The 24,825-nt window shown below is 41.5% G+C and carries 20 protein-coding genes and 3 pseudogenes; 7 read left to right on the forward strand and 16 right to left on the reverse strand.

All coding sequences use genetic code 11. The annotated features are described in order from the left end of the window. Window positions 1-93 precede the first annotated feature (93 nt). Window positions 94-2,742: a putative PEP-binding protein gene (locus BJP34_RS22705; RefSeq protein ID WP_229423972.1), complete on the reverse strand. Its 2,649-nt coding sequence runs from the start codon at window positions 2,740-2,742 to the stop codon at window positions 94-96. 233 nt (window positions 2,743-2,975) lie between these two features. On the opposite strand from BJP34_RS22705, the gene BJP34_RS22710 reads away from it, so the two are divergent. Continuing rightward, the gene (locus BJP34_RS22710) at window positions 2,976-3,665 is read left to right on the forward strand and encodes a ComF family protein (protein WP_070394305.1); all 690 of its coding nucleotides are present in this window, start codon (window positions 2,976-2,978) and stop codon (window positions 3,663-3,665) included. A gap of 184 nt (window positions 3,666-3,849) precedes the next feature. On the opposite strand, the gene BJP34_RS37425 is transcribed toward BJP34_RS22710, so the two are convergent. The 7 genes from BJP34_RS37425 to BJP34_RS22735 all read right to left on the reverse strand — a co-directional run bounded on the left by BJP34_RS37425 (window position 3,850) and on the right by BJP34_RS22735 (window position 10,460). Continuing rightward, window positions 3,850-4,008, reverse strand: coding sequence for a hypothetical protein (locus BJP34_RS37425; RefSeq protein ID WP_168166481.1), 159 nt, complete (start codon window positions 4,006-4,008; stop codon window positions 3,850-3,852). Next, window positions 4,008-4,496 (reverse strand): hypothetical protein, encoded by a 489-nt coding sequence (locus tag BJP34_RS40635; protein ID WP_149031121.1) that lies wholly within the window; start codon window positions 4,494-4,496, stop codon window positions 4,008-4,010. Before BJP34_RS40635 ends, BJP34_RS37425 begins: the two co-directional genes overlap by 1 nt. A gap of 3 nt (window positions 4,497-4,499) precedes the next feature. Continuing rightward, the gene (locus BJP34_RS22720) at window positions 4,500-6,527 is read right to left on the reverse strand and encodes a GumC family protein (protein ID WP_070394307.1); all 2,028 of its coding nucleotides are present in this window, start codon (window positions 6,525-6,527) and stop codon (window positions 4,500-4,502) included. A gap of 143 nt (window positions 6,528-6,670) precedes the next feature. After that, complete coding sequence (locus BJP34_RS22725; RefSeq protein WP_070394308.1) at window positions 6,671-8,020, reverse strand: O-antigen ligase family protein; 1,350 nt, start codon at window positions 8,018-8,020, stop codon at window positions 6,671-6,673. A 626-nt stretch (window positions 8,021-8,646) separates the two neighbouring features. After that, window positions 8,647-9,468 (reverse strand): oligosaccharide flippase family protein, encoded by an 822-nt coding sequence (locus BJP34_RS49260; protein WP_267876341.1) that lies wholly within the window; start codon window positions 9,466-9,468, stop codon window positions 8,647-8,649. Next, window positions 9,420-10,085 (reverse strand): oligosaccharide flippase family protein, encoded by a 666-nt coding sequence (locus BJP34_RS49265; RefSeq protein WP_202972010.1) that lies wholly within the window; start codon window positions 10,083-10,085, stop codon window positions 9,420-9,422. Before BJP34_RS49265 ends, BJP34_RS49260 begins: the two co-directional genes overlap by 49 nt. Window positions 10,086-10,181: 96 nt before the next feature. Continuing rightward, window positions 10,182-10,460 carry a hypothetical protein gene (locus BJP34_RS22735; RefSeq protein ID WP_070394309.1) on the reverse strand — a complete coding sequence of 93 codons (279 nt, stop codon included), beginning with the start codon at window positions 10,458-10,460 and terminating at the stop codon, window positions 10,182-10,184. A gap of 37 nt (window positions 10,461-10,497) precedes the next feature. Here BJP34_RS22735 and BJP34_RS22740 point away from each other — a divergent pair, with 37 nt between their 5' ends. Then, window positions 10,498-11,145, forward strand: coding sequence for an IS607 family transposase (locus BJP34_RS22740; protein ID WP_070393043.1), 648 nt, complete (start codon window positions 10,498-10,500; stop codon window positions 11,143-11,145). Between the two features lie 24 nt (window positions 11,146-11,169). Beyond that, window positions 11,170-12,303 (forward strand): RNA-guided endonuclease InsQ/TnpB family protein, encoded by a 1,134-nt coding sequence (locus BJP34_RS22745; protein WP_083305249.1) that lies wholly within the window; start codon window positions 11,170-11,172, stop codon window positions 12,301-12,303. Between the two features lie 206 nt (window positions 12,304-12,509). On the opposite strand, the gene BJP34_RS40640 is transcribed toward BJP34_RS22745, so the two are convergent. Beyond that, on the reverse strand, window positions 12,510-12,725 hold the full coding sequence (locus BJP34_RS40640; RefSeq protein ID WP_149031122.1) for a hypothetical protein: 216 nt from the start codon (window positions 12,723-12,725) through the stop codon (window positions 12,510-12,512). A gap of 2,512 nt (window positions 12,726-15,237) precedes the next feature. Between BJP34_RS40640 and BJP34_RS22755 the strand changes: the two are divergent. Then, window positions 15,238-15,547, forward strand: a pseudogene (locus BJP34_RS22755) (RNA recognition motif domain-containing protein). 689 nt (window positions 15,548-16,236) lie between these two features. Beyond that, entirely contained in the window at window positions 16,237-16,437 is a 201-nt protein-coding gene (rpsU, locus tag BJP34_RS22760; RefSeq protein WP_070394310.1) for a 30S ribosomal protein S21, read from the forward strand. 739 nt (window positions 16,438-17,176) lie between these two features. Here rpsU and BJP34_RS46085 read toward each other — a convergent pair. The 7 genes and pseudogenes from BJP34_RS46085 to BJP34_RS22795 all read right to left on the reverse strand — a co-directional run bounded on the left by BJP34_RS46085 (window position 17,177) and on the right by BJP34_RS22795 (window position 22,751). Further along, window positions 17,177-17,326, reverse strand: a complete 150-nt coding sequence (locus BJP34_RS46085) for a hypothetical protein (RefSeq protein ID WP_193431274.1) — start codon at window positions 17,324-17,326, stop codon at window positions 17,177-17,179. Window positions 17,327-17,523: 197 nt separating this feature from the next. Next, complete coding sequence (locus BJP34_RS22765) at window positions 17,524-17,808, reverse strand: hypothetical protein (protein ID WP_070394311.1); 285 nt, start codon at window positions 17,806-17,808, stop codon at window positions 17,524-17,526. A 130-nt stretch (window positions 17,809-17,938) separates the two neighbouring features. Beyond that, complete coding sequence (locus BJP34_RS22770) at window positions 17,939-18,229, reverse strand: HAD-IA family hydrolase (RefSeq protein ID WP_158517395.1); 291 nt, start codon at window positions 18,227-18,229, stop codon at window positions 17,939-17,941. A gap of 1,081 nt (window positions 18,230-19,310) precedes the next feature. Continuing rightward, window positions 19,311-20,371 (reverse strand): annotated as a pseudogene (locus tag BJP34_RS22780) (ISKra4 family transposase). A 795-nt stretch (window positions 20,372-21,166) separates the two neighbouring features. Then, window positions 21,167-21,742: pseudogene (locus tag BJP34_RS22790) on the reverse strand (WecB/TagA/CpsF family glycosyltransferase). A gap of 93 nt (window positions 21,743-21,835) precedes the next feature. After that, window positions 21,836-22,057 carry a hypothetical protein gene (locus BJP34_RS47735; RefSeq protein WP_229415409.1) on the reverse strand — a complete coding sequence of 74 codons (222 nt, stop codon included), beginning with the start codon at window positions 22,055-22,057 and terminating at the stop codon, window positions 21,836-21,838. 355 nt (window positions 22,058-22,412) lie between these two features. Further along, a complete protein-coding gene (locus tag BJP34_RS22795) occupies window positions 22,413-22,751 on the reverse strand; it encodes an EamA family transporter (RefSeq protein ID WP_202972011.1) in 339 nt (112 codons plus the stop codon). Between the two features lie 165 nt (window positions 22,752-22,916). Between BJP34_RS22795 and BJP34_RS22800 the strand changes: the two genes are divergently transcribed. Together BJP34_RS22800 and obgE are read left to right on the forward strand one after the other, a co-directional pair. Then, window positions 22,917-23,618: a Mo-dependent nitrogenase C-terminal domain-containing protein gene (locus BJP34_RS22800; protein ID WP_070394315.1), complete on the forward strand. Its 702-nt coding sequence runs from the start codon at window positions 22,917-22,919 to the stop codon at window positions 23,616-23,618. 146 nt (window positions 23,619-23,764) lie between these two features. Further along, window positions 23,765-24,814: a GTPase ObgE gene (gene obgE / locus BJP34_RS22805; protein ID WP_070394316.1), complete on the forward strand. Its 1,050-nt coding sequence runs from the start codon at window positions 23,765-23,767 to the stop codon at window positions 24,812-24,814. Window positions 24,815-24,825: the final 11 nt, after the last annotated feature.

Raw genomic sequence — 24,825 nt, forward strand, 5'->3', positions numbered from 1 at the left:
TACACCAAATCAGATGCCGTTTTCTGGTGTGTGGTAGTATTCACCGATACTACCAGACTCAATATTGTAACCCAATTTACAACTTCCATATATTTAGATGTTTTCCTCTTTGCCTTTTACACCCAAGCCTTTTGACTTATTTCGTGCTGCGTCCAAGAGTAAACGTTGCTCAGCACGGGTAATTGCCTGGTAAGTCGCTTCCACATCTTGAACATCAACAGAAATCGAAGTAATTCCCCACTGCACCAACAGATCAATCAGTTCCGGATCCTGAACCGTAGCTTGACCACAAATTGAGCAAGGAATACCAGCTTCTTTTGCCATTTCGATTAATTGCTGAATTGCTTGTTTGACCACTGGATGGCACCCTGCCATCAGTGTTTCCAACTGCCTCTGTTCCCGATCAGCTCCTAGTAAAAGTTGCGTCAAATCATTAGTACCAATAGAAATTCCTTGAACACCTGCCTTAACATAGTCTGGTAGCATAAACAACACAGATGGCACTTCTGCCATAATCCAAAGTTGAAAATCAGGATTATCAGTAAGTCCTACCTGTTCTACCCGACGGCGGCAAAAGGTAAACTCTTCCACAGTACGTACAAAGGGCAAAATCAGCCGTAAATTCCTGCAGCCGTAAGCATAAACCTCCTGTAAAGCTGCCAGTTCCAAATCAAAGCTAGCTGGGTCACTCAGATAGCGACGAGTGCCACGTAGACCAAGCATCGGGTTAACTTCTGCTTCCGTTACCAGGTGATCCCCACTCAGGGATGGAAATTCATGGGAGCGCCAATCCGTGGAGCGATAAAATACAGGACGTGGTGCCAAGGTAACCGTAAATTGAACAATTAACTGAGCCAAGCGTTCTACCAACTCACGCTCATGGCCCTGTCTGTGCCACTGACTGGGGTGCAGATTATTCAAAATCTCCAACATCATCACTTCTGAACGCAATAACCCCACTCCATCCACTGGCAAACCCACAATTTTTTCTAGGGAGTCCGGCTGGCTAAGATTAACCAATAATTGAGTAGCAATGGGGAAAGTATTTTGAAAGTTAGAAGGTTGAAAATTGACTTTTGCTTCCCTTTTTCTTAATCCTGAGCCATGCAACTTTTCAACCGGAAACCCTTGCTTTGTTCCTAGCCGATAAACTTCCCCCTGTCCCCCATCCACAAGTAGAGACTCCCCAGTTTCTATGATTTGGGTAATACCAGCCGCACCCACAACACAGGGAATACCAAGTTCTCTAGCAATAATCCCAGCATGACTAGTTATCCCTCCTTGTTCAGTAATAATAGCGGCTACGTGCTTGAGCCCAGGTAGCCAGTCAGGAGAAACACTTTGGGCAACCAAAATTCTACCAGATAGAATTGCTGAGACGTTTTTGCCCTCACCCGATATCACATGAGCAGTTGCTGTAACTCTTCCTGGTGCTGCGGGTAATCCTCTCACAAGCATAGGCGTGATGGATGGGTTGACAGTGTGTTCACTAAAGTTGCTCCCAATGGAGTCCGATGAGGCTTCAAGCACATTGGGTCGGCTACCCACTTGTACAGACGTAAACAGTTTGCCGTAGGAAGTAGTAGAACCAACAGAGTAAGCTAGTTTGGAAGCATGATGTGACGGTTCAACCCTCAACTGGCTAGCATCCCACTTTTGCCCAGTTTGAGGACTAAATTTCGTAATTTGTAACTCTGGTTCTGAGTTTTCTGAGGTTTGCCATAGTGTCCACTCTAGAGAAAAGGTAGAACTAATATCAGCCACTAGACGCTGGCTGATAGTAATTAGCTCTTGGAGGTATTTGTCCTTTAGGGTGTACTGTTTTTGTTGCTCCTCACTGAGTAGATAAGTTTGCAGACTGTTTTCGGTTACTGATAATGAGTCTGGTTCCAGACACAACCCATACGCACGGGTTTTACGACCCAGTCGTGAGGCTAGCACAATACCAGTTTCGATCTCAATTTGGTAATAGTCTGGCACTACTTCCCCCTTCCCCAATGCAGTACCTAACCCCCAAGTGGCTTGGATGTAACCCTCAGTTTGGTTAATCTGGAGTGTACCAGAAGCGATCGCATCCCACATTGGTTGTATCAAGACTGCCAAATTGAGCTGCTGGAGACCAATACTATGCCGTTGCCAGTAAAATAGGCTTCTGGCGCGAAATAGTTCTGCCCAAACCTGTTTTAAAGACACTTCCATTGCTAGTGGTTGCCTAGGGCAAATATAGGATCCCAAAATTTTATCTGGTAAGGTTGAAAAAATCTGGGGTTGATCTAATCTTGCCACTCCAGTTTCCCCAGTGTCCTCCTCAATTCCCGACCCTGGTGATGTCATGGATAAGGAAGGGTGAAAAATTGCTGCTGGGGCGAGTGTAGTTTCTGATATTTCCGATAGGGTTGATGCCAACACCGAAGCTAAAGTCGCCCCTTGAATTTTGTGACGAATTTGCTGAGCCACTTGCTGTAGCTGGCGAGGATTGTCCACATCTACGTAAAGATAAGAAGAAGGTAAATCAGCTAACAGGGGTTCAGACTTACCTAAAATTGCGATAAATTCCCACAATGCCTTTGCACTCACCACAAAGCCAGGTACAACCGGATAATCCCGTTGCAACAGCTGACTTAAGTTAAAGGCTTCATTGCCCACAAAGGGATACTCTGAAGCTTGAATCAGATCAAGAGAATAAAGATTATCCACAAATCGCCGCCTAATCCTGTTATTGCTCCGGGATTTTGGCATCATATCTCGAAGGCATAATATCTCTTACCATTAATCACGTCCTATTCACATAAATCGTTAATTAAAAATTGAGTCTCAACCAAGAATGATAAGTAGTCAACTGCACATGATATTATTATTCCTTGCTGTGCTTTGCATCACGCTCTTAGAGGCAGAAAACGGTAGAAATACTGAGGGATTCTCATTGTTAGTCTTGGCATCTTGAGAAATATCATGCCAAATAAATCCCCCAAATTATGTTACAGGGAATTGAGACCCTTAAAAAGGGTCTATTAAGTCTGTTTCTGAAATCGAACTGTCCCCTATGTGAGCGCCCTGCCACTGATGAATTGTGTGATTATTGCGAGCAGCAGTTACTCCGCTGCCAACTTGACAAAAATCAATTTTTATGTAATCAAAATCTCCCACTGTTTGTCTGGGGCAATTACGGTGGTCCATTAAAACGAGTACTCGCTGCCCTGAAATATGAAAACCAACCCCAGCTAGCACATCCCTTGGGCCATTGGCTGGGTAAAGCTTGGTTAAAAGCCTCTGCCACCCGTAGCCAAAACCAAAAATTAATAGTAGTTCCCATTCCCATGCACCCTACAAAACAGCAACAAAGAGGTTACAACCAGGCAGAGCTGATTGCCCGAAGTTTTTGTGAATTAACTGGTTACAAACAAGCACCACTGGGTTTAGAAAGAGTCCGGGCAACTCAACCTCAGTTTGGTTTATCTGTCCAAGAGCGAGCGCAAAACCTAGCAGATGCCTTTATTATTGGTAAACACTTTCTCAGACATCATAGCACCTCACCCGTACTAATCCTAGATGATATCTACACCAGCGGAGCTACAGTCAACTCAGCCACCAAAACTCTAACAAACCATGGAATCAGCGTATATGGGTCAGTAGCGATCGCAACATCTAGACCATCGGTAAAGTAATGAAAAAACGTTGGTCAGTTGATGATGGGGTGATGGGGTGATGGGGTGATGGGGTGATGGGGTGATGGGGTAATGGGGTGATAGGGTGATGAAAATCTATAGATTTTCCGTCAAATTTGATTACTGAAGCAATGTTCTAGAAACAATAAAGCCTGTCAGTACCAAAGTTCTCAATCACAGAGTCTTACTGACCAGTCAGTACTAACTGGTCAGTATTGACTGGTTTGAAATGCTTCACAATTTGCTGGGGATTCCCAATAACTACCACGCCGGGAGGGACAGACTTACGAACCACGCTGCCTAAACCTACTACACTATTTTCCCCAATGTGTACCCCTTTCATCACCGTAGCTCTAGCTCCTTTCTCGACAGTAGAGCACGCCGATTTGTAGCCATCCAACTAGGCCAACGGGGAATGTTTTGGATAATAGTAGGCTTTTGGGGATAAGAGGCATCGTAGCAGGCTGGAATTTTTGCCTCGTCCCAGCTTTTCGTAGCTCGGTTAGTCCAACGTTCCCATAGATCGATATGGTGAATAGGAATTAACCTGATATCCAGTTCCCCCAGGTGCTTCTGGAAAACCGAGTCTGATGCCTTTTCCAGAGTAGTAATTTCGTAGTCGTTGGAGCCAAAGGTGAAGGGTGTAGTTTGTGCGACTGGCTTTGCCCAATCCACCCTAACTTTGTTAATTGACTTTCCGGACAACCATAAATTTTGTATTGGTGATGCTCTTACCGAATTAGTAGCGCTTTGGTTCTCAAAGAGTCTGGGTAAGAAGAATGCGATCGCAGCGCCAGATACTGCTAGCTGAAGTAATGTTCTACATTTCATCGCTTATGACTTCACTAAACTATCACTGGATCTGTACAAGTAGGGTTTGGACTTAGTTTCTACCCCATTCACCACCAAACCTAACAGTTGAGCATTGTGCTGAGCCAGTTGTTCCAAGCTGTCACTGACAAAGTCACGCTTACTAATCTCAGGTCGAACAACAAACAACAAATTAGGGATGACAGCAGCCATCAGGGCAGTTTCACTGGTCATACTGACCGGAGCACTGTCAATCAAAACATAGTCATAGTCACCCGATGCCTCCGCAGTAGCTAGGCTATGCTCAAATTTCCCCTGAGTAACCAGCTCCACAATTTTGCCTTTTTTGTGAGAGGTAGGCAGTAAGTCAAGACTCGGTTGAATCTTCACCGGCTGTCCGGGTTTGAGGGGGTCATGGTGATGACCCAAGCGCTGAGAAAGGGTTGCCTGTCGGAAATCTCCATCCACCACCAACACCCGAAACCCTAAATCTACCAGAGCTGTCGCCAATCCCAGAGTGACAGTAGTTTTACCTTCTGAGACCATCGCGCTAGTAATCAAGATGCGACGGTCCTCCCCAGAACGTAAGCTAATCACCGATGCTAGTCGCTGAAACTCTACATCCGTTTCTGTACCCAGTTCTAATCCCATACCAGCGTGCCTCAGATGAGGGATATTGACCACCATCGGGAACTTGATTGCCTGTAGATCTTTGGGGCTCAGCAGTGGGTTGCGCCGTTCTAGCAGCAATACCAGCGCTATACTACCCACTGCCGATGCCAGAAAACCATTAGCTATGATCAACAACTTCTTCGGACCAGCAGGCTTTTCGTCAACAGTGGGAGGGTCAAGCACCTGTACATTGGGATAAGCACTAAAGGCATCAAGATTGACTTGCTCGATTTGAGCAACTAAACCGTTATAGACTCCAGCAGCCACATCGTACTGTCGCTTTAGTTCCAGCAGCCTAGACTGATGGACAGGAATCACCGTTAAAGTACTTTTCATCTGGTCAATCTGCTGCTGTAATTGCTCAGCCTGTTGTTGTTGACCACTAGCAGCACTTTCCGCCAGAATCAGTTGCTGGATTAACATTGCTCTTCCTTGAGCACTATCAGTAAGCGTCGGGTCTACTAACGTATCACCAGCTGCTAGAAAGATGTACTGCTGAATCTGCTGCTGCAACTGCTCACGTTGTAGCAGCAGATTTTGGATCTCGGGATGAGCATAGGTATAAGTAGTTTGAGCTTTGACCAAAGTCGCTTCCAGTTCAGTCAACTGCTGCCGCACAAACTGGTAATCCCGGTTTTCTGCCAGACCTAGAGAGCGGATTGCTTGCTTAGGAGTAAGACCCAAACGAGTCGATAGGATTTGAAGCTGATGTTGACTAGCTTGAGCTTGAGCTTGAGCCTGAGCTTGGCTAATACTCAGATCAGTAATTGCCCTCACCAGTCCTTCAGTTTGGGCTTTGCTATTCACTAAACCAGAGGATTCCTGAAACTTTGCTAATGCCTCCTGAGACTGATCCAATTTTTGCTTAGCTCGCTCCAGCGCTTTCTTATTAAACTCAACCCTAGTGCTACCATCTGCTTGACGTAGTTCATTCAGACGGTCCTGATACGCACTGATTAGTGCCTTGACTCGATCTCTTGCTAATTCTGGACTATCCCCACGGGCATTCAACCAGATGGTAGTGGATTCCTGGTCAGGAGATATCGCGAACAACTTCTTGTATTGAACCAGCCTTTGAAAATCCGTTTTCTCTAGGTCAGACTCCAACAAGCGGCTCATCAAAGCATCACTGGTTAGAATAGATGCCTGCATATTCAGAGGATGACTCTTAGTCGCCAATTTAGAATCCCCCTTAGTTAATGAACCAAGAGTTCCTAAACTAGCTTGTAACTTGCCTGTTTCTGGTAGAATTAGCTGTGCTTTAGCAATCCAAAAAGGCTTTAATAAAGAAAAGGCTCCAAAGCTAGCTCCCAGCACCAAGGAATTAAAAACTAATAAAAATGTCCAATGTCTATTCAGGATACCAGCTACTTTTTTCATAAGATATCTTCCTAATTATTACCATTTTTAATTTTGATTAAAATGTAAATTTATATAAAAAATAATCTAAATAAACCCTTGTATAAATAATCAATAACAAATTTATTTATTTAAATAATTAAAAGTCTAATTTTTTTCAATTTTCAATTTTCAATTTTCAATTTTAAAGTTCTGCCAGATAAGTGCTCCCATCGATAGACAAACTGCTCATTTCGCTGTACTTCCGCAAGAATTGCCCCTAACCAGACGAAAAAATACCACAAATACACTGCCATCCAGGTCAAGGGTGTTCCGTTGAGAAGCATGTACAAAGCCACCAGACTGGCAAATGCCCACTGGCAATGATGGTTACCACGAATCGCTGGAGTCCAAGTATTCCAAAGGGTTGAACCTAGGGCAGCTAAGAAAACGATCAAGCCAATGATGCCGTTCAAATAAAGAACTGAGGCGTAGGTTGAAAACGAACCCAAAGCAATGTCATAGATATACCATTTGACGGAGCCTTGTATAATTCCCCATCCCATCCAGGGGCGTTGTTGCCAAGCCTCAAGGGTTTTAGTAACCACCAGTTCCCGGTCTTTAGAGGATTCGGCAGGAGCACTATTGAAAATTTCTAGGGGCTTTTTCAGTAAATCACCGAAGGTCAGACCTCCCAAAAGAGCACAAAGTAATGAGCTTAATGAAGCAATCCATAAAGAACCTTGACGAGCCACACTGCTGCGGAAACAAGCTGTAATTACCAATGCGATCACAAAGGAAATCCAGGATAAACGACTAAAACTAATTAGCAAAGCCGTTAAACAACCCGCTACAGATATTTGACGTAAGCGGCGGTTTTCTTCACCCAAGCAGATGAAAAAACTTAGAATCGAACACACCCCTACAATCGGGGGGTCTGGGGTGTAAAGAACTGTCTTGGGTAACGGGATACCAAAAAAAGGTTGGAACTCAGCAAATGTAACTAGCAAACTCAGAGCACCGCCGGGAATCAGACGCGCTAAGGGCGGTAGAAAAGGTTCTTTGCCTAGTCCCGCTGCCAGCATGACCATCTCAATGGCGATAGTCACTAAATATCCTGTTGCCATCCAAGCTACAGCACGGGTGACCACCTTAACCCTGATGACATGCCAAAACGGTAGGAGCAGTGCGGCAACAATTAAACAGTAGCTTTTGAAAAAAGTTACGAAGGTAGCAGCAATTTTGTGCAAGGCAAACCCTACGTCATTGAGACCAAACGTAGCAGTCCAGACCATGACTAGAGCCATACCTAACCAAACCCAGATACAAGCAGGTATCGATACCCTAGTGAGTTTGTCGATATCAAAGTTTACTCCTAACAAACCAACAACTACCGCTGGGTAGAAGAGTGTTTGTATTCCCAACAACCACCAGAGCGGTGTTAGCACAATCACCCAGTAAATAACTTTTTCTGGAAATGACATGGCACCCAGTTTAAAGTTTCTGGTCTGGAAATATGGTATGCTAGAGGTCATAGTTAACAGTCCATACTTTGATGTTTTAGAGCACGTTCATTATATGAGAGTTATTCAAATCTGCTAGCTTCGTTCGTTTATAGTGTTGTTTTGGCTGTTATTTGTCCTTTTTTATTTGTATTGATATACCCTCCGGTGCCCTTGACCCATTAAGAATTTAATTCGCCACGGGTCAAGGGCACCGCAAGGTTTTACCGTTTCCATAACAGTATTGTTTGATAGGGTTTATCATACTTATGAGGTACAGTCAATTTTATTCCCCCCTGATTAAGGAAGAGGGGATTCCTACTCCCTACTCCCTACTCCCTACTCCCTACAATCCATGACTTTTTCCATAACTCAAGTGATAACTGCTATATATGAGCAGCCACAATAACATTGTGCCTATTTAATGCCTTAATTTAGATTAGAGAAATTACCGATTAAACAGTGAATTCGGTTAACCTAACCTTCAGTAAATTTACTGAATTATTAGCTGATAAGCGGGTTTGTATTTGAGATGTAAACCTGTATGGTATTTTTTTATTGGACAATAAAACTCCGGATCTCTTTCCCCTATTGCATGCATGCCTCTTGCATGCATGCCTTTTGCCCCAAGAAGTGTGTTTACAACCCACAGACAAACGCTATGACTGACTTTTACCTAACTTTGTCAGCTGATTAGCCAATTTTCCTAGTAGAGACTGGTAACTAAAAAATTGTTTGGCAGCGATCAGGCGCATACAGACGATATAGAGACTCATAAATAGGAAGGGCTTCAGGATTGTTGGTAACCCTAGACAACTCACAATTGCTAGGAGTACAATCAGAGCAGCTTTAAAGCACGGTAGTAAAAACTTAATCAATGGCCAACCTAGTGCTCCGCAAGCTACCCACCACCAGTAAACTGTCCAAACAATTCCTAGCACGAAAGTAACTGCAATTCCCACCCCAAGTATTCCTGCTTGCTCAGCACCAATGATAAAGCTCAAGAACGCTACGGGAGCAATCATAAGGTTAACCTTGGCGTTAATCCCAGTTCTGCCTTTTGCTGCAAGCATATTAATCAGTGAATTATTGATCAGCCTAAAGTAAGCAAACACCAGTAACCAGGGAATTACCTGGCAGGCTGGCACCCACTTCTGGCCAAATATCATAGAGATGACCTGATCGTCTACCACTAAAAAAAATAAGGCGTATAGAGGAGCCCCCAGAAAAGCCATTTGTTCAACCATTGTGACTAGAACACTTTGCTGCTCTTCGTCATTCTCTAACTGGGCGAATGAAGACATTCCTACCTGATTAATCACCTCACCCATTACAGTGTTAATGGTCTGGGTCAATTGGTAAGCAAAGTTGTAGTATCCCAAATTAGTATTACCCAGCAGTTTACCAATTACAAAGTTGTCACCATTGGCATTTACATAAAATCCCAAACTGGAGCCAGTGGCACCAAAACAGAACGACAAGACTTCTGAGCTAGCCTGTGGATCAATCTGTAAGCGGAATTTGTGTCTACATGACGACGACTAATCCAATACTCTATAAACCAAAAAGCAGCATCTCCCACCACAAATGACCAATAGCTCAAACCGATAAAGGCGCAACCAGTGGTAGAGACTACTCGCACGAACGAGGCGATTATGGTAGCATTGGCTATTTCCCAATACCTCATCTGTCTAGTCAGTACTCCCTGATAAACAGACTGGATAGAAGCCACCAGCAGATTAAAGGCGAACACGACCAGAATCCAGACCAGCTCTGGTACACCGAAAAAGTTAGCCGCTAGGGGGGATATCGCCACCATTGCCACTGCCAACATCAATCCCCTGGCCATAGCAATTGTGTATGTTGTATTTAAATAACGCTGGTCTTCAATGCCCTTGTAGACAATAAAAGAGTTGATGGTGCCTTGGGTGAACAAATTTAGGAAAGACCAAAAAATATAGGCAACGCTGATCACCCCAAATTCAGATGGCAACAGCAACCTAGCTAGTATCAGGTTACTTAGCAATACCAGCAGACGTGTCCCGAGGGCTCCGTATGTTGTCCAGAACCCACTTGTGAGTAACGAGCTAAGTTTCATTAGGTTAGCAAGGTTTGGAAGGGACAAAAGACTTGCATGTACAAGGCTTGCAGGTCAAAGGCCAATGACCAATGACTCATGACTAATACAAAATTTTTAGTTGTTTGCTGTGTATTCTGCGGAGCCAAGTGATCCCTTAATCACCAGCTTGGCTAGTGGTGCCAGACGTACAACTACGAGCGTCAGAAGCGATCGCGGATCGCGATAGAAGATTGAGCTATTGGCAGCTAACGCTTGGTTGATAAAGTAAACAGCTTTAGCTGCATCACCAGCAGTTAAAGATAATCGAGCTAGGTAGCGATACATATAAGCGTAAGCCGTCGGCAATACTTTCTCTACCAATTCTGGAGAGTTGACAATTAGTCCTTGAATCATCCACAATCTTCGACAAACCTACACAGGATTGTCGAAGATGCATTATCGTCCTCATGAATTCGCCAAAATCGCCGGTGTCACCGTTAGAACTCTCCAGCGTTGGGATATTTCGGGAAAATTGGTAGCCGATCGCAGCCTTGGCAATCATCGTATTTACACCCAGAAGCATATCAATCAACTTAAAGGTCTATCCCGTGATCATGCCAAGCGGCTGGTAGTTGTTTATTGTCGCGTATCATCCCCCGCTCTCAAACCCGAACTTGAAAACCAGGTCAAAGCTATGGATACCTTCTGCTGTGCTTCTGGAATTCAAATTGATGAAGTGATTAAAGAAGTCGGTGGTGGTCTTAATTTCAAACGTAAGAAGTTTCTAAACCTGATATTCCGTATGCTATCCGGACAGATTTCTACAATCGTCGTAGCTCACAAAGACCGTCTATGTAGGTTTGCCTTCGAGCTGATCGTTGAGTTAGCTAACTATTGTGATTGTAATATCGTTGTGACTAACAATGAGTCACTTAGTCCCCAACAAGAAATGGTGGAAGACCTGATGGCAATTATTCACTGTTTCTCTTGTCGGCTCTACGGTCTACGTCGATCTGTCCAACCAATTCAAGAAAATATTGACAAAAACATCGACAATCCGGAAAATTGCGCTAAAGTAGAAATGGAAGTACAAGTTTAAGGTCGAATTCCCAGGATACACATCATGTATGCACTCAAACGAGAACTTAAAGTCAATCACAAACAATCTGGCTTCTTAGCTGGTTGCGCTGGCTTCTCTCGGTTCGTATATAACTACGGTCTCAGTATCATGATGTCTTCTTGGGATTTTGACGGTGTTAAAGCTTCGGATGCTAAGCGATTGACTGCTATCAAAAAGATTTTTACCAACGTCACCAAAAAGAATCCTGATTTTGCCTGGTGTAATCAATACTCTTCTCGCATCTATCAAAACTCTTTGAGAGATTTGAAAAAAGCTTTCAGTCGTTGGCGCGATCCGAAGCTTTGTTCAGGGATACCTAAATTTAAAAAGAAACGTCATCAATGTAGTTTTACCGTTGATGATGGACATGGTAAGCGCTTAGTAAAAGCTGGAAAATTGCTCAGGATTCCTACATTAGGAACCTTCCGAATTAAAGAAGCTATTCCGTTTAATTGTGGGTCTCAAACTTTCACAATTTCTCGTGAAGCTGGGAAGTGGTTTGTGTCGTTTAAAATCGAGGCTTGCCCCTTACCATCAATGAAACACACCCATAAAAAAGTTGGTGTTGATTTAGGTGTGAAGTGCTTTGCTACCTTATCTGACCACACCAAGATTGAGACTCCTAGTTCGATTAAGAAAGCGAAAATCAAGCTATCGAAACTACAATGGAGAAATCGGAAAAAGGTGCTAGGCAATGGTCCCAGAAAACAAAAACCTAGTAAGAACGCCCACAAATACTACCAGAAACTTCGTCAGCAACATCAGCATATTGTCAACAGTCGAGAAGACTTTTTACAAAAAGAGACAACTCGATTAGCTCAGACATATCAAGAAATCAAAATCGAAGACTTGAATGTATCAGGGATGCTTGCGAACCACAAATTAGCCGAGGCGATTTCTTTGTTAGGTTTCTATCGATTTAGAGAATTACTAACCTACAAACAAGAATTTCATGGCTTTAAGTTGACGTTGGTCGATCGATGGTTCCCTTCATCTAAAACCTGCCACAAGTGCGGTCATAAGCAAGATATGCCCCTTCAAAAGCGAATTTATGTTTGTGGTGGTTGTGGACTTATTGTTGACCGGGATATCAACGCAGCAATCAATATAGAGGGCTGGGAACCAGGTTTTACATAACACTGTCGGTGGCTACCGATAAAACGCCTGTGGAGTAGAAGAAGCCGTCTTCCTACGTATACAAACGAAGCAGGAATTGGACTTCAGACCGATGTCTAGGTTTGTGTAAGATCCATGAAGCAGCGTTCATAAGCTGATTTAAGTACCTGTTCATGAAAATGCTGCATTTGTGCTATGTTAAAAGAAAGTCCATAAGGACGAACTCGTTAGCAACACAGGATTTGTGGCTCCCGATCAAAACGCCAGCGTCCCGTAGCGGCAATTCTTAAGCAGAAATCTATATCTTCTGAACTGCGTAACCCTTCGTCAAATTCCCCGACTTCATCCACTAGACAGCTTCGGAATACACCATTAGAACCATGACCAATGAAATTCTTGCACAGTAGGGCGCTTGAGTGGGTCAGACATAACTGGCTTACCACTCAGACGCATGATCATGGGACTTCCATCATCACGGATTGGTTGTGAAGCACTGTAGACAACCCCTACCTCTGCTTCCCGATCCAGTACAGCCACNNGGTTANGCTAACATTGNTCTATTTGTANACATTNNTCTGCATCAAGNTAGAGCAATGTAAGCTAGCNGANCCATGACGGATGCCATNAGTTACGAGCCGATGANNTTCCTCCATTGGNCTTCCTGCAANAACTGNAAGAACNGAATCTCGGCNANCAAAACGGTTAANCAGNTTCAGCGGATNTCATCAGTAGAGCCGTCGTCAACAATNAGGACTTCAAATTCTCGATAAAGANCTAACGCTCAACAGANNTTAGCGCTTACCAAATGTAANAGCGAACGTTATAAGCAGGAACGACAAACACTGACTTTTGCTGAAGNAATCATTCAAAACTCCTATTTNTAATTNCAANTTCTATTNTTAAAAACTACAATTTAATNATGAAAAGNGNTGGGGANGAGNGGNGAAAAATATATTNATCAATTTTCTCANTCCCCANNTTCCAAATCCTANTCCACTTAATTTTTNTTNAATTCGACTATATATAGCTAAACCAAATAGATCATGAAAATCCAATCCTNTTTCTNATTAAAAAAAAAAAAAAAAAGCATTTTTTTTTCTACTGTTGTTTGTTGNNTNGTTGCNNGTTGCNTTTNCCCNCAATCCTATTTTNANNTNNTTTTAAATTCNCTATCTTAATTTNNTTTATTCATTCATATTTANAACATTTNATAAATTTAAATTTATTTTTTATTATGAAAAAAATAAAAAANATTTTTCTATTTTAATAATTTAATTNAGGGTAATGAAACTATTAAAATCATTCTNAAATTTTACTTAAATAATTTTTATATGATTCAAGTATAGTGTTAATTATTGAAAATTTTTTNACNAAANTTTNNGNNTTTTTTTTAGNTNTTTATTTAAGTNAGATANAATCTAGTAAAAATTTCGTATAATTGCGNNNAANAANAGAGTTTTTTTTNAAAAAATTTNCTTTTTNTTNCTTCCCTCCNTTATCAGGGCNGGGTNTAAAATTGNTCNTTCAAAAAATTGTCAANTTCATNNGGTGTAAAAGTAACTGAGGTAATGGAGAAAAGGTNTTTTTCAGGTTTAACAATACNTTTTTTTTNATTANNAAAAATCTCCCTTTCTCCTATTTCCCCTATTTCCCTATCCCCCTATCTCCCTTTTCCTNATCTCCCCCAGAAATTCCATTTNATTCGACAATNAAACAGCCCTGCTTNAANCAGGTCGGTAATGNCTGGATTGCTTTTNGCTTTTTCCNCTTCATCAATTGATNAAACTGTTGCGCATTTACATTGGATATTATTCNAGTCAAAAAAAAAACTGTCAAACCCCCTCCCCTCTTCCCCNNNTTGNNNAAAAAAAGAATTTAAAAAAAAANTTGCTTACCAATTTGGGAAATTANGANTNCCACATCANCTTCATCTNCTCCTCCCCCCCCTCCGCCTCGAGTNAGCAAAAGCCGTCNTTCCTACGTTATNAAAAACGAAGCAGGAAATTNGACTTCCAGACCGATGTNTAGGTTTGTGTAAGATTTCATNATTTTGAGGNNTTTATAAGCTGGGTTTTAAGTACCCGTTNGGGGAANTGCTGGGGTGTGTGGTATGTTNATGGGGAAGGTGCTTAATAAGGGACCTTTTGGGTTAGCAACACAGGGATTTGTGTTTCCCCATGCNACGCGAAAGCGTCCCCGTAGCAGGCTGGATATTTAAGCAGAAAATANATTTTCTCATACTATCAGAACCTTTTGCNGTCAAATTTCAGGAGGCCATCGCACAAAGTGAACAGCTTGGGAGCACGCCATAAGGACCAATCACAAACCCCTGGAAANCCTTGCACTATTTAGTTATGCTTAAAAGACATAATCAGGATTAATCANTNAGACAATTANCTTGAGTTTTCTTAAAATCAACGGATTGTACATTAAAGTAGTGTTAAAAAATCACCCATCCTTGCTTCCAGTACAGATGGCAACAAAATTTGAAACAAAATTTTACATAACTATAAAAACTTTTGNTTNGAANAGCTATNTAGCATTGGGCTTANCCCCAAATGGGNTGATAAAGGNACNACGCTCGATNAGNGTTCCTCCAAAAGCTCAGTCNNTAAAATTTTGCCACCTTCCCTGGTTTATCGAGATTTNNGGCTATAATGAAACCAGCTGTGNGGGGGCNGTAGTTAAGGAGTGGGGTATGAAAACTTTTTTAAAAAACTGGCAACTATACAATTAAAATTCTAGCGACNNCTAATTTGCACAACTTACATTGCACAACCAAGAACGNGGNAATTAGTCACCTTAATGTCTATGTTATNCATAAAAGGCGAGTATAGGTATCGGTTTCATTTTTTCTTGTTTTCANTNGTTGACAGGTTTCTTCTGTTTNTTAATTGCTAAGCATANCTCTCAAAATTTTCTATCTCNACAAANTCAAATTTTGGAGAGANTTGTATGTCTGTCTACATTGGTAACCTTTTAACTTGACGTGACAAAAAGGGATCTGAAAANNGTGTTTGAAGAATATGGCCAAATCAAGCGAATTCACATGCCCACCGATCGCGAAACAGGTAAATTAAGGGGCTTTGCTTTTGTGGAAATGAACACAGAGGAGGAAGAAGCGAAGGCCATTGAAGAGCTTGATCGAGCTGAATGGATGGGGCGTGAGCTCAAAGTCAATAAAGCCAAACCTCGGGAAAAAAGAAACTCATTTGGTGGGGGCAGTCGCGGCAGAGGTGATAACTTCGGCGCTCGTCGCTACTAAGCTCGCTTTGATCTAAATCAAAACCCAATTCTCAGGTCTGAGCCCAGGGCAGGGGTTTTACCCCTGTCTAGTTCTACCCTGCGCGTCAGAATTTAGGGAGTAATTTTGGTAGGATAAAGCAAGCCCAATCTCTAGTTGAAAGATACTAGTGTGTGTAGGATTGCTGTTTATAAGTGGATTGAAGGCATCTTAAAGTCTTTGATTCAGACAAGTATGAACGTTTAAGACCTAAAGTAGGAAAACCCGAATAGGCAGTGTTCAGCTTGAGAATCACACTAGTTGTAGTGTGTGAGTTAAGCAACAATATCATTTATTCCACGGCTCATAGCTAAAGTCAGTTTTAAGGGAGATATTGTAGCAAACTCTGCAGGCTGAAGCGTCGAGATACACCATCATAAGTCCGCTTGACCAGGAGTAAGGAAAAAATAAGGATTTGATAGCCTGCTTTTGGCAGGCTTAATTCGGATTTCCTTGCCATAGACTAGTGCAGGCTATCCAGGTGCAATATTATGATTTTCAACGGACTTGAGATATGAGCCATTCGTTTTAAAAACTGGCCGGATGCCAACACCTTCCGTCAGTTGTAGGAGTTTTGTCAGTCAATCAGAGGTTTGCCCTGTCCTGTTCTTATGGGATGAATGATGACTTGTTATTCGACCACGGAAGCGATCAAAACAGGAGGACATTGAATGACCCAAGTGGTGGTTGGTGAAAATGAGCACTTAGAGTCAGCCCTACGTCGATTTAAGCGAAAAGTCTCCCAAGCCGGCATCTTTGCCGATATGAAAAAGAATCGTCATTTTGAGACATTTGCACAAAAACGCAAACGTAAAGAAATTGCGAGACATCGGGAACGTCGAAGACTCCGAAACCGTAGAAGACGGTTCTAGCAGGGTAGATTGCTATATTAATTTTTTAGATCCACTCCGGTAGCATCGTTATTGTAAGGCGTGGGTAATAGGTAAGAGGTAATGGGTAATTGGCAATTGCGATTACTCCTGTACCATTACCGATTACCCCTTGCCTATTTCTGTTACCGATTACCCAAAACAACCTTCGATTATGAACACTACAAATGACAAATAACAAAAGCGGACTTGATATGACCTGATTTTTTGCTCAAGTTGTTAATGGCTGAGGATTCTTAGTCAGTAAATTTCGCAACCAGCGTCGAGTATTGGGAGAGAGTAGCCACATACCTATGTACAAACCTATATCCATAGGTAGGGGTTTGCCATGGCGAATGGCTTCCCAGAGAAGGGGAAAAAATGCGTTCCACTCACAAGCATTGGCGGCTCTTGAACTTACCTCTGTCAAGATAAAGCATGCGTAAGCACGGGGTGTGACTAAGTCTTGTACTTTTTGAATCCAGTTTAATGAATTCCGCCATTTAGTAGTGCTACTAATACTAGGACGGTTTTATCCTAAATACCACACTGACAATGGTTCAGTCACAAACTCAATTCCTAACTCTTCCAAAGTAGTGGCCCGTAACAGCCAGTCCCAATCTTCGTGAACCTCACCGCTTCTCCTGGGGGGGATTTTTTGCAATAACTCTTTGGATGTAAAAATAGTTGAACCTTGAATTACTGCTTCTCCCTGGAATAAGGTATTGCGAACAAATAGATATTAACTCATTGGTTCTAATTTAGAGGGAATTATTCTCGGCCAAATCGAATCCTCTTGGGGAGTCCGAGCAATTAGGTAACAGCTGACAATGGGGTATTTGTATTGGGAACAATTAGCAGCTTCCAGTTGCAGTTCTAGTTTTTGGGGCATCCATTCGTCATCATCATCTATTGCTATTTCTTGATCATCGAAATAAAAATAAATTTTATGTAATTTTAAAAAAATAATTCAGAGTTTTATAACTGTCTAATCTCACTATTTAAGAATTCATATAAATTATTAAATAGGATATAATCTTCTTTAGTTTTAAGCTTTTGATGGCTATCTAAAAAACCAGCCATTTGAATTTATTGCTGATATTGCTTAGGGTCAATATCAATTCGCTCTAAAAACTGTGAAACTGTTAAGATACCCGTTCCACTCGCTAAAAAATCCATCGCTACATCGTTTAATTCAAAGATGCTAGGAATATTGAGAGCTCCTCTTGAGGCATACATATATTCTGCCCTTGGACTATTATCTCTATATCCGGCTAGCAGGTAATAAACCTTATGCATGATATAACCATCACGGGATAAGAATAAAATTTTGTCTATGCCATCTTTAGTGGTTGCATCTAGCAACCAATTCATGAAACTAAAAAAAAGGATTCCAACATTCTTAAACCCGAAGTTATACCAAAATTACTCTTCGTAACTAGTTTGATTCTCCTGAGTATCACAATAATACTGATTGATAATGGTTGCTAGATAAAATGAACTTTCAAGAGATTGTTTTTGTTAAGCTGATGAAACTTTTCCTTTTGGAACCAAGAGATTTTGATAGATATCTGTATTTTTTTATTAAACAAATTAATAAGCAATTGGCTTTGGCATTTAAAATATCAGACTGATAATTATCACCAATGTGAAGGATATCTTCTGGGTTACATCCTAGCTGTTCAACAACATATCCATAAATATCTCCTCTAAATTTAGTTTTGCCTATAGTAGAGGATAAAAATAGCTTTTCACTATCATCATAGCCTGCCGAATGAATAATTTTATTGATCACCGATAGGGGGAGATACATATCTTAGATAAAAATAATCTGTTTAGAAATTTTTCGGCAATAGTTATAGACCGAAAAAATAAATTCATTACGTCTGCAAACATCCCCTTCGGTTTGTATTTCAATTTTTTTAGTATTTGTGCGGTTTGGTCATTAAGTCCAAAATCTTCTACCAAACACTCAAATATGGTATCCAAGGTAACTTCTGAGAGGATATATGAAAAGTTTTTTGATACTGAATTTTGCCCCCCTAGCCACCCAAATTTGGGGGAAGAGTCAATTTGCTTCTAAAAGTCCCCCGCCCCCCTAACCCCCCAAGCGAGCAATCCCTCGCTTGTGGGGAATTAGCGGATGCTTCGCTTTTTTACAGATGGGGACCAACGGGGGCTTGGATGTAGCAAATGATACTTCTCAGACAACCTCTGAGACCTGTTCTCGTCTCCAGAGTTTGTCCCTAGATTTTTTTTATGCTTTTTGTCTAAGCTTAGGATAATTTGGTAATAACTCGGAATGACAATAATCATATTGCTTTTGAACCAGTGTAAAGACATCACTTTGCTCTAAAACATTGCGTATAATTGCGGTATCAAAGATATCAAATGATACGTATTGGGATGTATTGATGATCTTGGCTAGTGTGTGATCCATCTGACCTATATTGAAACTAAGCTCCTAAAAACCCACCTAATCCAGTGTTGGGTGTTTTGCCTTGCCATATCTATGTGTTCCTAACTACTCTGATTTTGCTATTCAAGGGAAAAGTAAGGATAGATAAGCAGTTAATGGGAGGGAGCATGTCACTTATGCAGAGCATTTGTACTAGAGGTAGATTATCTGTTGTCTGCTTTATCTAAATAAAACATAAAAGAGACTGTTGATCGGCACTTATGTCCTACACTGTGAAGTGCGGAGCGATGTGCTATTAGTATTTTGAATAGAGTTGAATTTAATGGGCGAGTTCTATTATAATCCCTCAACTAGGCCAAATCTGTGAATAATTTCATGAGTTTTGGGATAATTCACAGGTCCGATAAGAGTGAGTTTTCTCGTTAGTTAATGAAGCGTGTTTTTACTGAAAACCTGCTTAAAGATTGTTATTGAGATAAGCACATCGATGTTTGAGAACTTGAGGCACATTTTCAGGTTTCCACTGTGCTCCAGAAATCTTCAGTCGTCGGTCAATTTGTTTAACTGTAGATTCAACAGCTCCTGAAGCAATGGAACAAATTGAATTCTCTTGATAGTATTTATAGTTAATAATACGCTCTCGATGATTCTGTAAATAATTACAGAAGTTTTCGGCTTGTTTTTTAGTCAAAGCAGAAATCAAGTTAAGAGTTTCATCAACGTTACCTAACCACAATAAACTTTTAGCTTTTTTCAATCTTTTCAGTGAACCACCGACCTTATGTAAATTTTCAACTAAGTGAAACCAATCAATAATTTCCCGTTTTTTTCCTGGACAATTAAATTGTTTAACAATATTCCAAATCCCAGGATGCCCGTCTCCCAGGCAATTCAGTGGGTTTGATAACCGTTGCTGATTCACCCAATTTATTAATTCCTCATTTTCTAAAAACCAAGCTTTTCTCGTGGATTTATTCACACAGATTGCCTTATAATCTTTCCAGAGACAAGGTTCTCCTTTTTTTGGCGTTCTTAACCTTACTTTTCCTCCATCTACACTCACTTCTTCAATATCTTTACTACAGTCATTGTCAGGAAATTTATAGCGATGTACTAGCCTTTGTTGTGTTTTGGCTGAGATTTTAATTCCTGTATAGTATTCAATATCTCTGGCAGCATTCTCATAAGATACATTGGCGCTTGCTCGAACACAACACTGCTCTAAACAGGGACTTATTCTTTGGTTAGTTTCGAGATTTAATCGGATGGCTTGCTTTTCGGTTATTGGTAGTTTTCCAATGATACTCTTTAATGTTCTCAGTCTTCCGGCCTCGGTTTTTGTCGTTTCTTTGATAAAAAAAAACCGATTTTTGGTGTGATCTAATCTAAAGTTTTCTCTCTCACAGTTTCTTCTATTCCCGCCATTGTGTCTAGTTTGGTCGGATCAGAGTCCTCATAAAGAATCTTGGCAATTGCTTGAAGATACTCGTTGAGCTCTTTTTGCTTTTCAGGGGTCATTTTGGGATTAATTCTTAATTTTTTAGGTAGCCAGACATAGATAACATCAATTTCATCATTTTGTCAAGTAGTTCATTTGTTCTGCAAGTTTGACCTGCTCCCTAATGGGACTAGCATTGAAAAGAGTAATTAGAAAACGGGCAATAAAAGCATTGCCCTGGCTAAGTGAGAAATCTCAGACTATCTAATCACAGAATTCCCATTAGTGGAGAAAAAGTAACACTATTACTCTCAAGCATAAAAATTATCGATCATGAAAGCAGTGTCTTTGTGGAAACTCCAAAACTCTCTCCCGATCTTGGAAGGTTGGTGAATTACCTCTGTGGTGTCTATACAATTGGGATACAACTATACACTACATAAGACCCCCAGCTTGGCCGCAGGCTGACTGGGGGAATGCTGCCAAGGTATTCACAGCATTTTGCCTATGTCAATAGTGATCAGTGAACCGACACTCTCAAATGCCGAAATATACCTGAAACATACCAAGTGTTTTGTAAACGTCAAGCGTAGCTAATGGGCAAGTGATACTAAGTTGGAATCAAAGATAGTATCTTCCTCAAAAGGTGATGGGGTGATCGGGTGATGGGGTGATCGGGTGATCGGGTGATGGGATGAAAGTGCTAACTATAAATGCAACTTAGTATCACTTGGTATGAATCACGATCATGGTGGTCTTGCACCATGACTGAGACAAAATTAATTTTAATAAAATTAAAATTAATTTTATCAGTTATTCTGAGTTTACTGACTAGAACTCGCTAACAGCTGCAGATCAGGTGCATCCTGATTTTGCTAGTTCATTCCCTGAGGTAATGGTGAAAGAAGGCTGACAGGCTCGCCTAAACTGTGTTTTTGTCCATTTAGCATGTACCCCTTCTTCTCTACTCTCAAAGGTTGTGCATAAAATTTAGCTAGAGCAAGTTGAAAGAAAAAGGCTGGATTACCGAGTAAGTAGCGAGCTGCCAGACGTTTGGGTTCACGGGATAAACGATAAAGCCACTCTCCACCAAGATTGGAAATAAATTCTGGACAGTCAGGAACCAAACCTGCCAATCGGTCGATCACTGCACCACAAGGCATGAACACATTGACATTAAGACGACTACGATGCTGCCAAATCCATTTTTATTGAATTGGCATACCCATGCCTACCAATAAAATATTAGGTTTTGTCTGGTTAATTTTATTAATTATCTCTTGATTTTGGCTGGGGTCTTCTTTATCACAATATCCGTGGTGACCATTGACAATAATATTGGGGTATTGTTGTCTAAGGTTAGTAAGGGCTGTTTCTAGATGCTTAGGCTTTGACCCCAGCAGAAAAATTAACAAGCTATTTTGGTTAACATTATCCAGCCATTTTGGCAGTAATAGTGTCTAATAAGCGCGGTATTTTAGTGATAAATTGTACCCCATAAACTGAAGGGCTTTTAAGATACCCATACCGTCACAATGGGCGATTTATGCACTTTGGATAAATTCATAGAACCAGGGTAGCTGCATCGAAAGATTAAAACTATGTACGTTATAGTTAGCTACGGTTATTTTTCTGTCTTCAACGCAAGCGGCATGAATGGCATCTACAATCCTAGGGACGGTTACACAAGATATTCTACGCTCTAGCAAATGTACATTAATAGCAGGTAAATAATCTAATTCATTCAGTTGATTTTTTCTGGCCATTGCCGTAATAGTTAGAGTAGTGATTATTTACAGTATTGCTACCGGCTGTCCGCGATCGCGTTTTCATGATGTCCAAATTATGAATAAGTTATGTGTGTCGATCACAAGTAGGACTTACCCAGGTGATCGAGAAATTCAGGTTTTAGCCAATAGGGAACTTCGGCTCTGGAAAGAACCGGCAATAGGGAATTACAGCAGTTTTACAGATCTGATTTTACAGATCTGAGTGGGTCAGTCTTGAGGAGGTAAAAGGCTTGTCTGCTTGGATGGTATCCCCCTATTACCCCCTAAAAAAGCCGGGCCGGGTACACAAGAGGCTTACATCCATGGTCTTGACAAATGACTAATGACTAACTTATCTTTTCCAAATTACCAACATTACACCGCAGATAATCACACCCAACCCCACGGCACGACTAAGGGGGATGGTTTCCTTAAAGAAAAAATAGCCCATCAGTACGGAGAAGACGTAAGTCAAGGATACTGAAGGACCAGCAACGCTGAGATTTACCCTGGTCAGCAACAAAATGTATGCGAGTGCCCCTAAACCATAACAACTTAACCCTGCTAGAATCTCTGGGGTCTTGGGTATACTGAAAATTTGATCTAGCCAATTGCTAGCGTTAACTTTTTCCAGCTTTTCGGCTCCAGTTTTGAGCAAGAACTGTCCAGTAGCACTGGTTAGGACTGACATTAAGAAAAGACTAAATTCTGCTAGAGTCACGAATATCTCAGAATTACAATTGGTCGATACTTCTTAATCCGATTGCTATTTTGATGTTATAGGCTTCAAGCTTCAGGAGCTTAAGTTATTGTGATTGCTCCTAAAATAGTGTTAGGAGATTGATTTTAAGTATTTATGGCTATTTCCAGCTCTGCTACCTACACCGAAGAACAAATTTCAGCTTGGCTGCGGGGTTTATTTGCCGTTGCCTGGGCTGATGGTCACTTTGACCCAGAAGAACAAGAGGTTATGGCTCAAATCACCCAAGAGACATTGGCTCCTGGCACTGATTTGCAGTCTTTTGATAAACCCATTACTCCTGAAGAACTGGCAGCAGCTTTAGGTAAGGATAACACAACAGCAGAGAATTTTCTACGAACTGCTGTAATGGTAGCCTTGGCAGATGGGGTGTACTCTGCGACTGAAGCTGATGTTCTAGACCAGTTCTGTGAAGCACTAGGTCATAAGGTTGAGGCTCTTGAATCACTGCAGGTAACTCTTTATGACGGTAAGGCAACTGAGCAAAGCGATTCTGTTGATGCGTTAGCTCAAGAACCAGGAAGTTCTGACCATCCCCATTCAGATATTCTACAGCCAATGCGGGATTGGTTAGATGGTATGGATGTTAATGACCCACGGGTCGCTCGATTTATGTGCAAACTGATTCCTTCTCAGTGTCCGTTTGAACGGGACGTGAAGCTATTTAATCACAAAATCGTCCACATCCCACCGATGTGTAAGCTTAATCCTCTTTATGATCAGTTAGTCGGCTTGCGCTTCCGGGCTTTATCTTATTTAGCCGATGATTGTGGTGAAGATGTTTCAGCATATTTATAAGTGGTGATTGGTGCTTGGTGATTGGTGATTAGTCATTAGTCATTGGTGACTAGTCATTAGTCATTGGTGATTCTTAGTTAGATTAATTAAGCGAAATGGGTTCAACTGACTGATGTCAAGAAAAAACTAAGGACTAAAAACTAATTATGCAATTTATCGACCAAGCAGAAATTGAAGTTGTAGCTGGTAACGGGGGCGATGGAATTGTGGCGTTTCGGCGGGAAAAGTATGTTCCTGCTGGAGGACCGGCGGGGGGTAATGGTGGTCGGGGGGGTAGCGTGATTTTCAATGCTATAGAGCATCTGCAAACGTTGCTAGATTTCAAATACGCCCATTGCTTTCGAGCTGAGAATGGGGGTCGGGGAGGCCCTAATAATCGGACGGGAAAAAATGGTAGCGATCGCATTATTGAAGTTCCCTGTGGCACGGTTGTCTACAATGCTGACACGGGAGAAATGCTGGGGGATTTGGTGAAACCTCAGCAAATGCTTTGTGTTGCCAAAGGCGGTAAAGGAGGTTTGGGAAATCGGCATTTCCTGAGTAATCACAATCGCGCACCAGAGCATGCGTTACCTGGACTACCTGGAGAGCAACTGAGGTTACGCTTGGAGTTGAAGTTACTGGCGGAAGTAGGCATTATTGGTCTACCTAATGCTGGTAAGTCTACTCTGATTTCAGCACTGTCAGCGGCACGACCCAAGATAGCCAATTATCCCTTTACCACTTTGATTCCCAATTTAGGTGTGGTCCGTAAACCAACTGGGGATGGTACTTTATTTGCTGACATTCCTGGGTTGATTGCTGGAGCTCATCAAGGTATTGGTCTGGGTCACGACTTCCTACGTCATATCGAACGCACTCGCTTGTTACTGCATTTGATTGATATTACTGCTGCTGACCCGATTGCTGATTATCAAACCATTCAACAGGAGTTACAAGCCTATGGGAGAGAATTGCCAGAGCGTCCCCAAATTCTTGCCCTTAATAAGGTAGATGCGGTTGATCAAGACATGATCGATGAGGTGTCTACTTATCTAAATCAGCTTACTCAGGTACCAGTTTTTTCGATTTCAGCTGTTGCTAAAATCGGCTTGGATACTTTGTTATCTAAAATCTGGCAATCTCTAGATCAGTTGTCAGTGGCAGATGGATCAAAGGCAGCAGTCAACCTTCAACAGTCAACTTTCAAGGTTTAACCGGTAATTAA

It is taken from the genome of Moorena producens PAL-8-15-08-1, assembly GCF_001767235.1.
Classification (GTDB): Bacteria; Cyanobacteriota; Cyanobacteriia; order Cyanobacteriales; family Coleofasciculaceae; genus Moorena; species Moorena producens_A.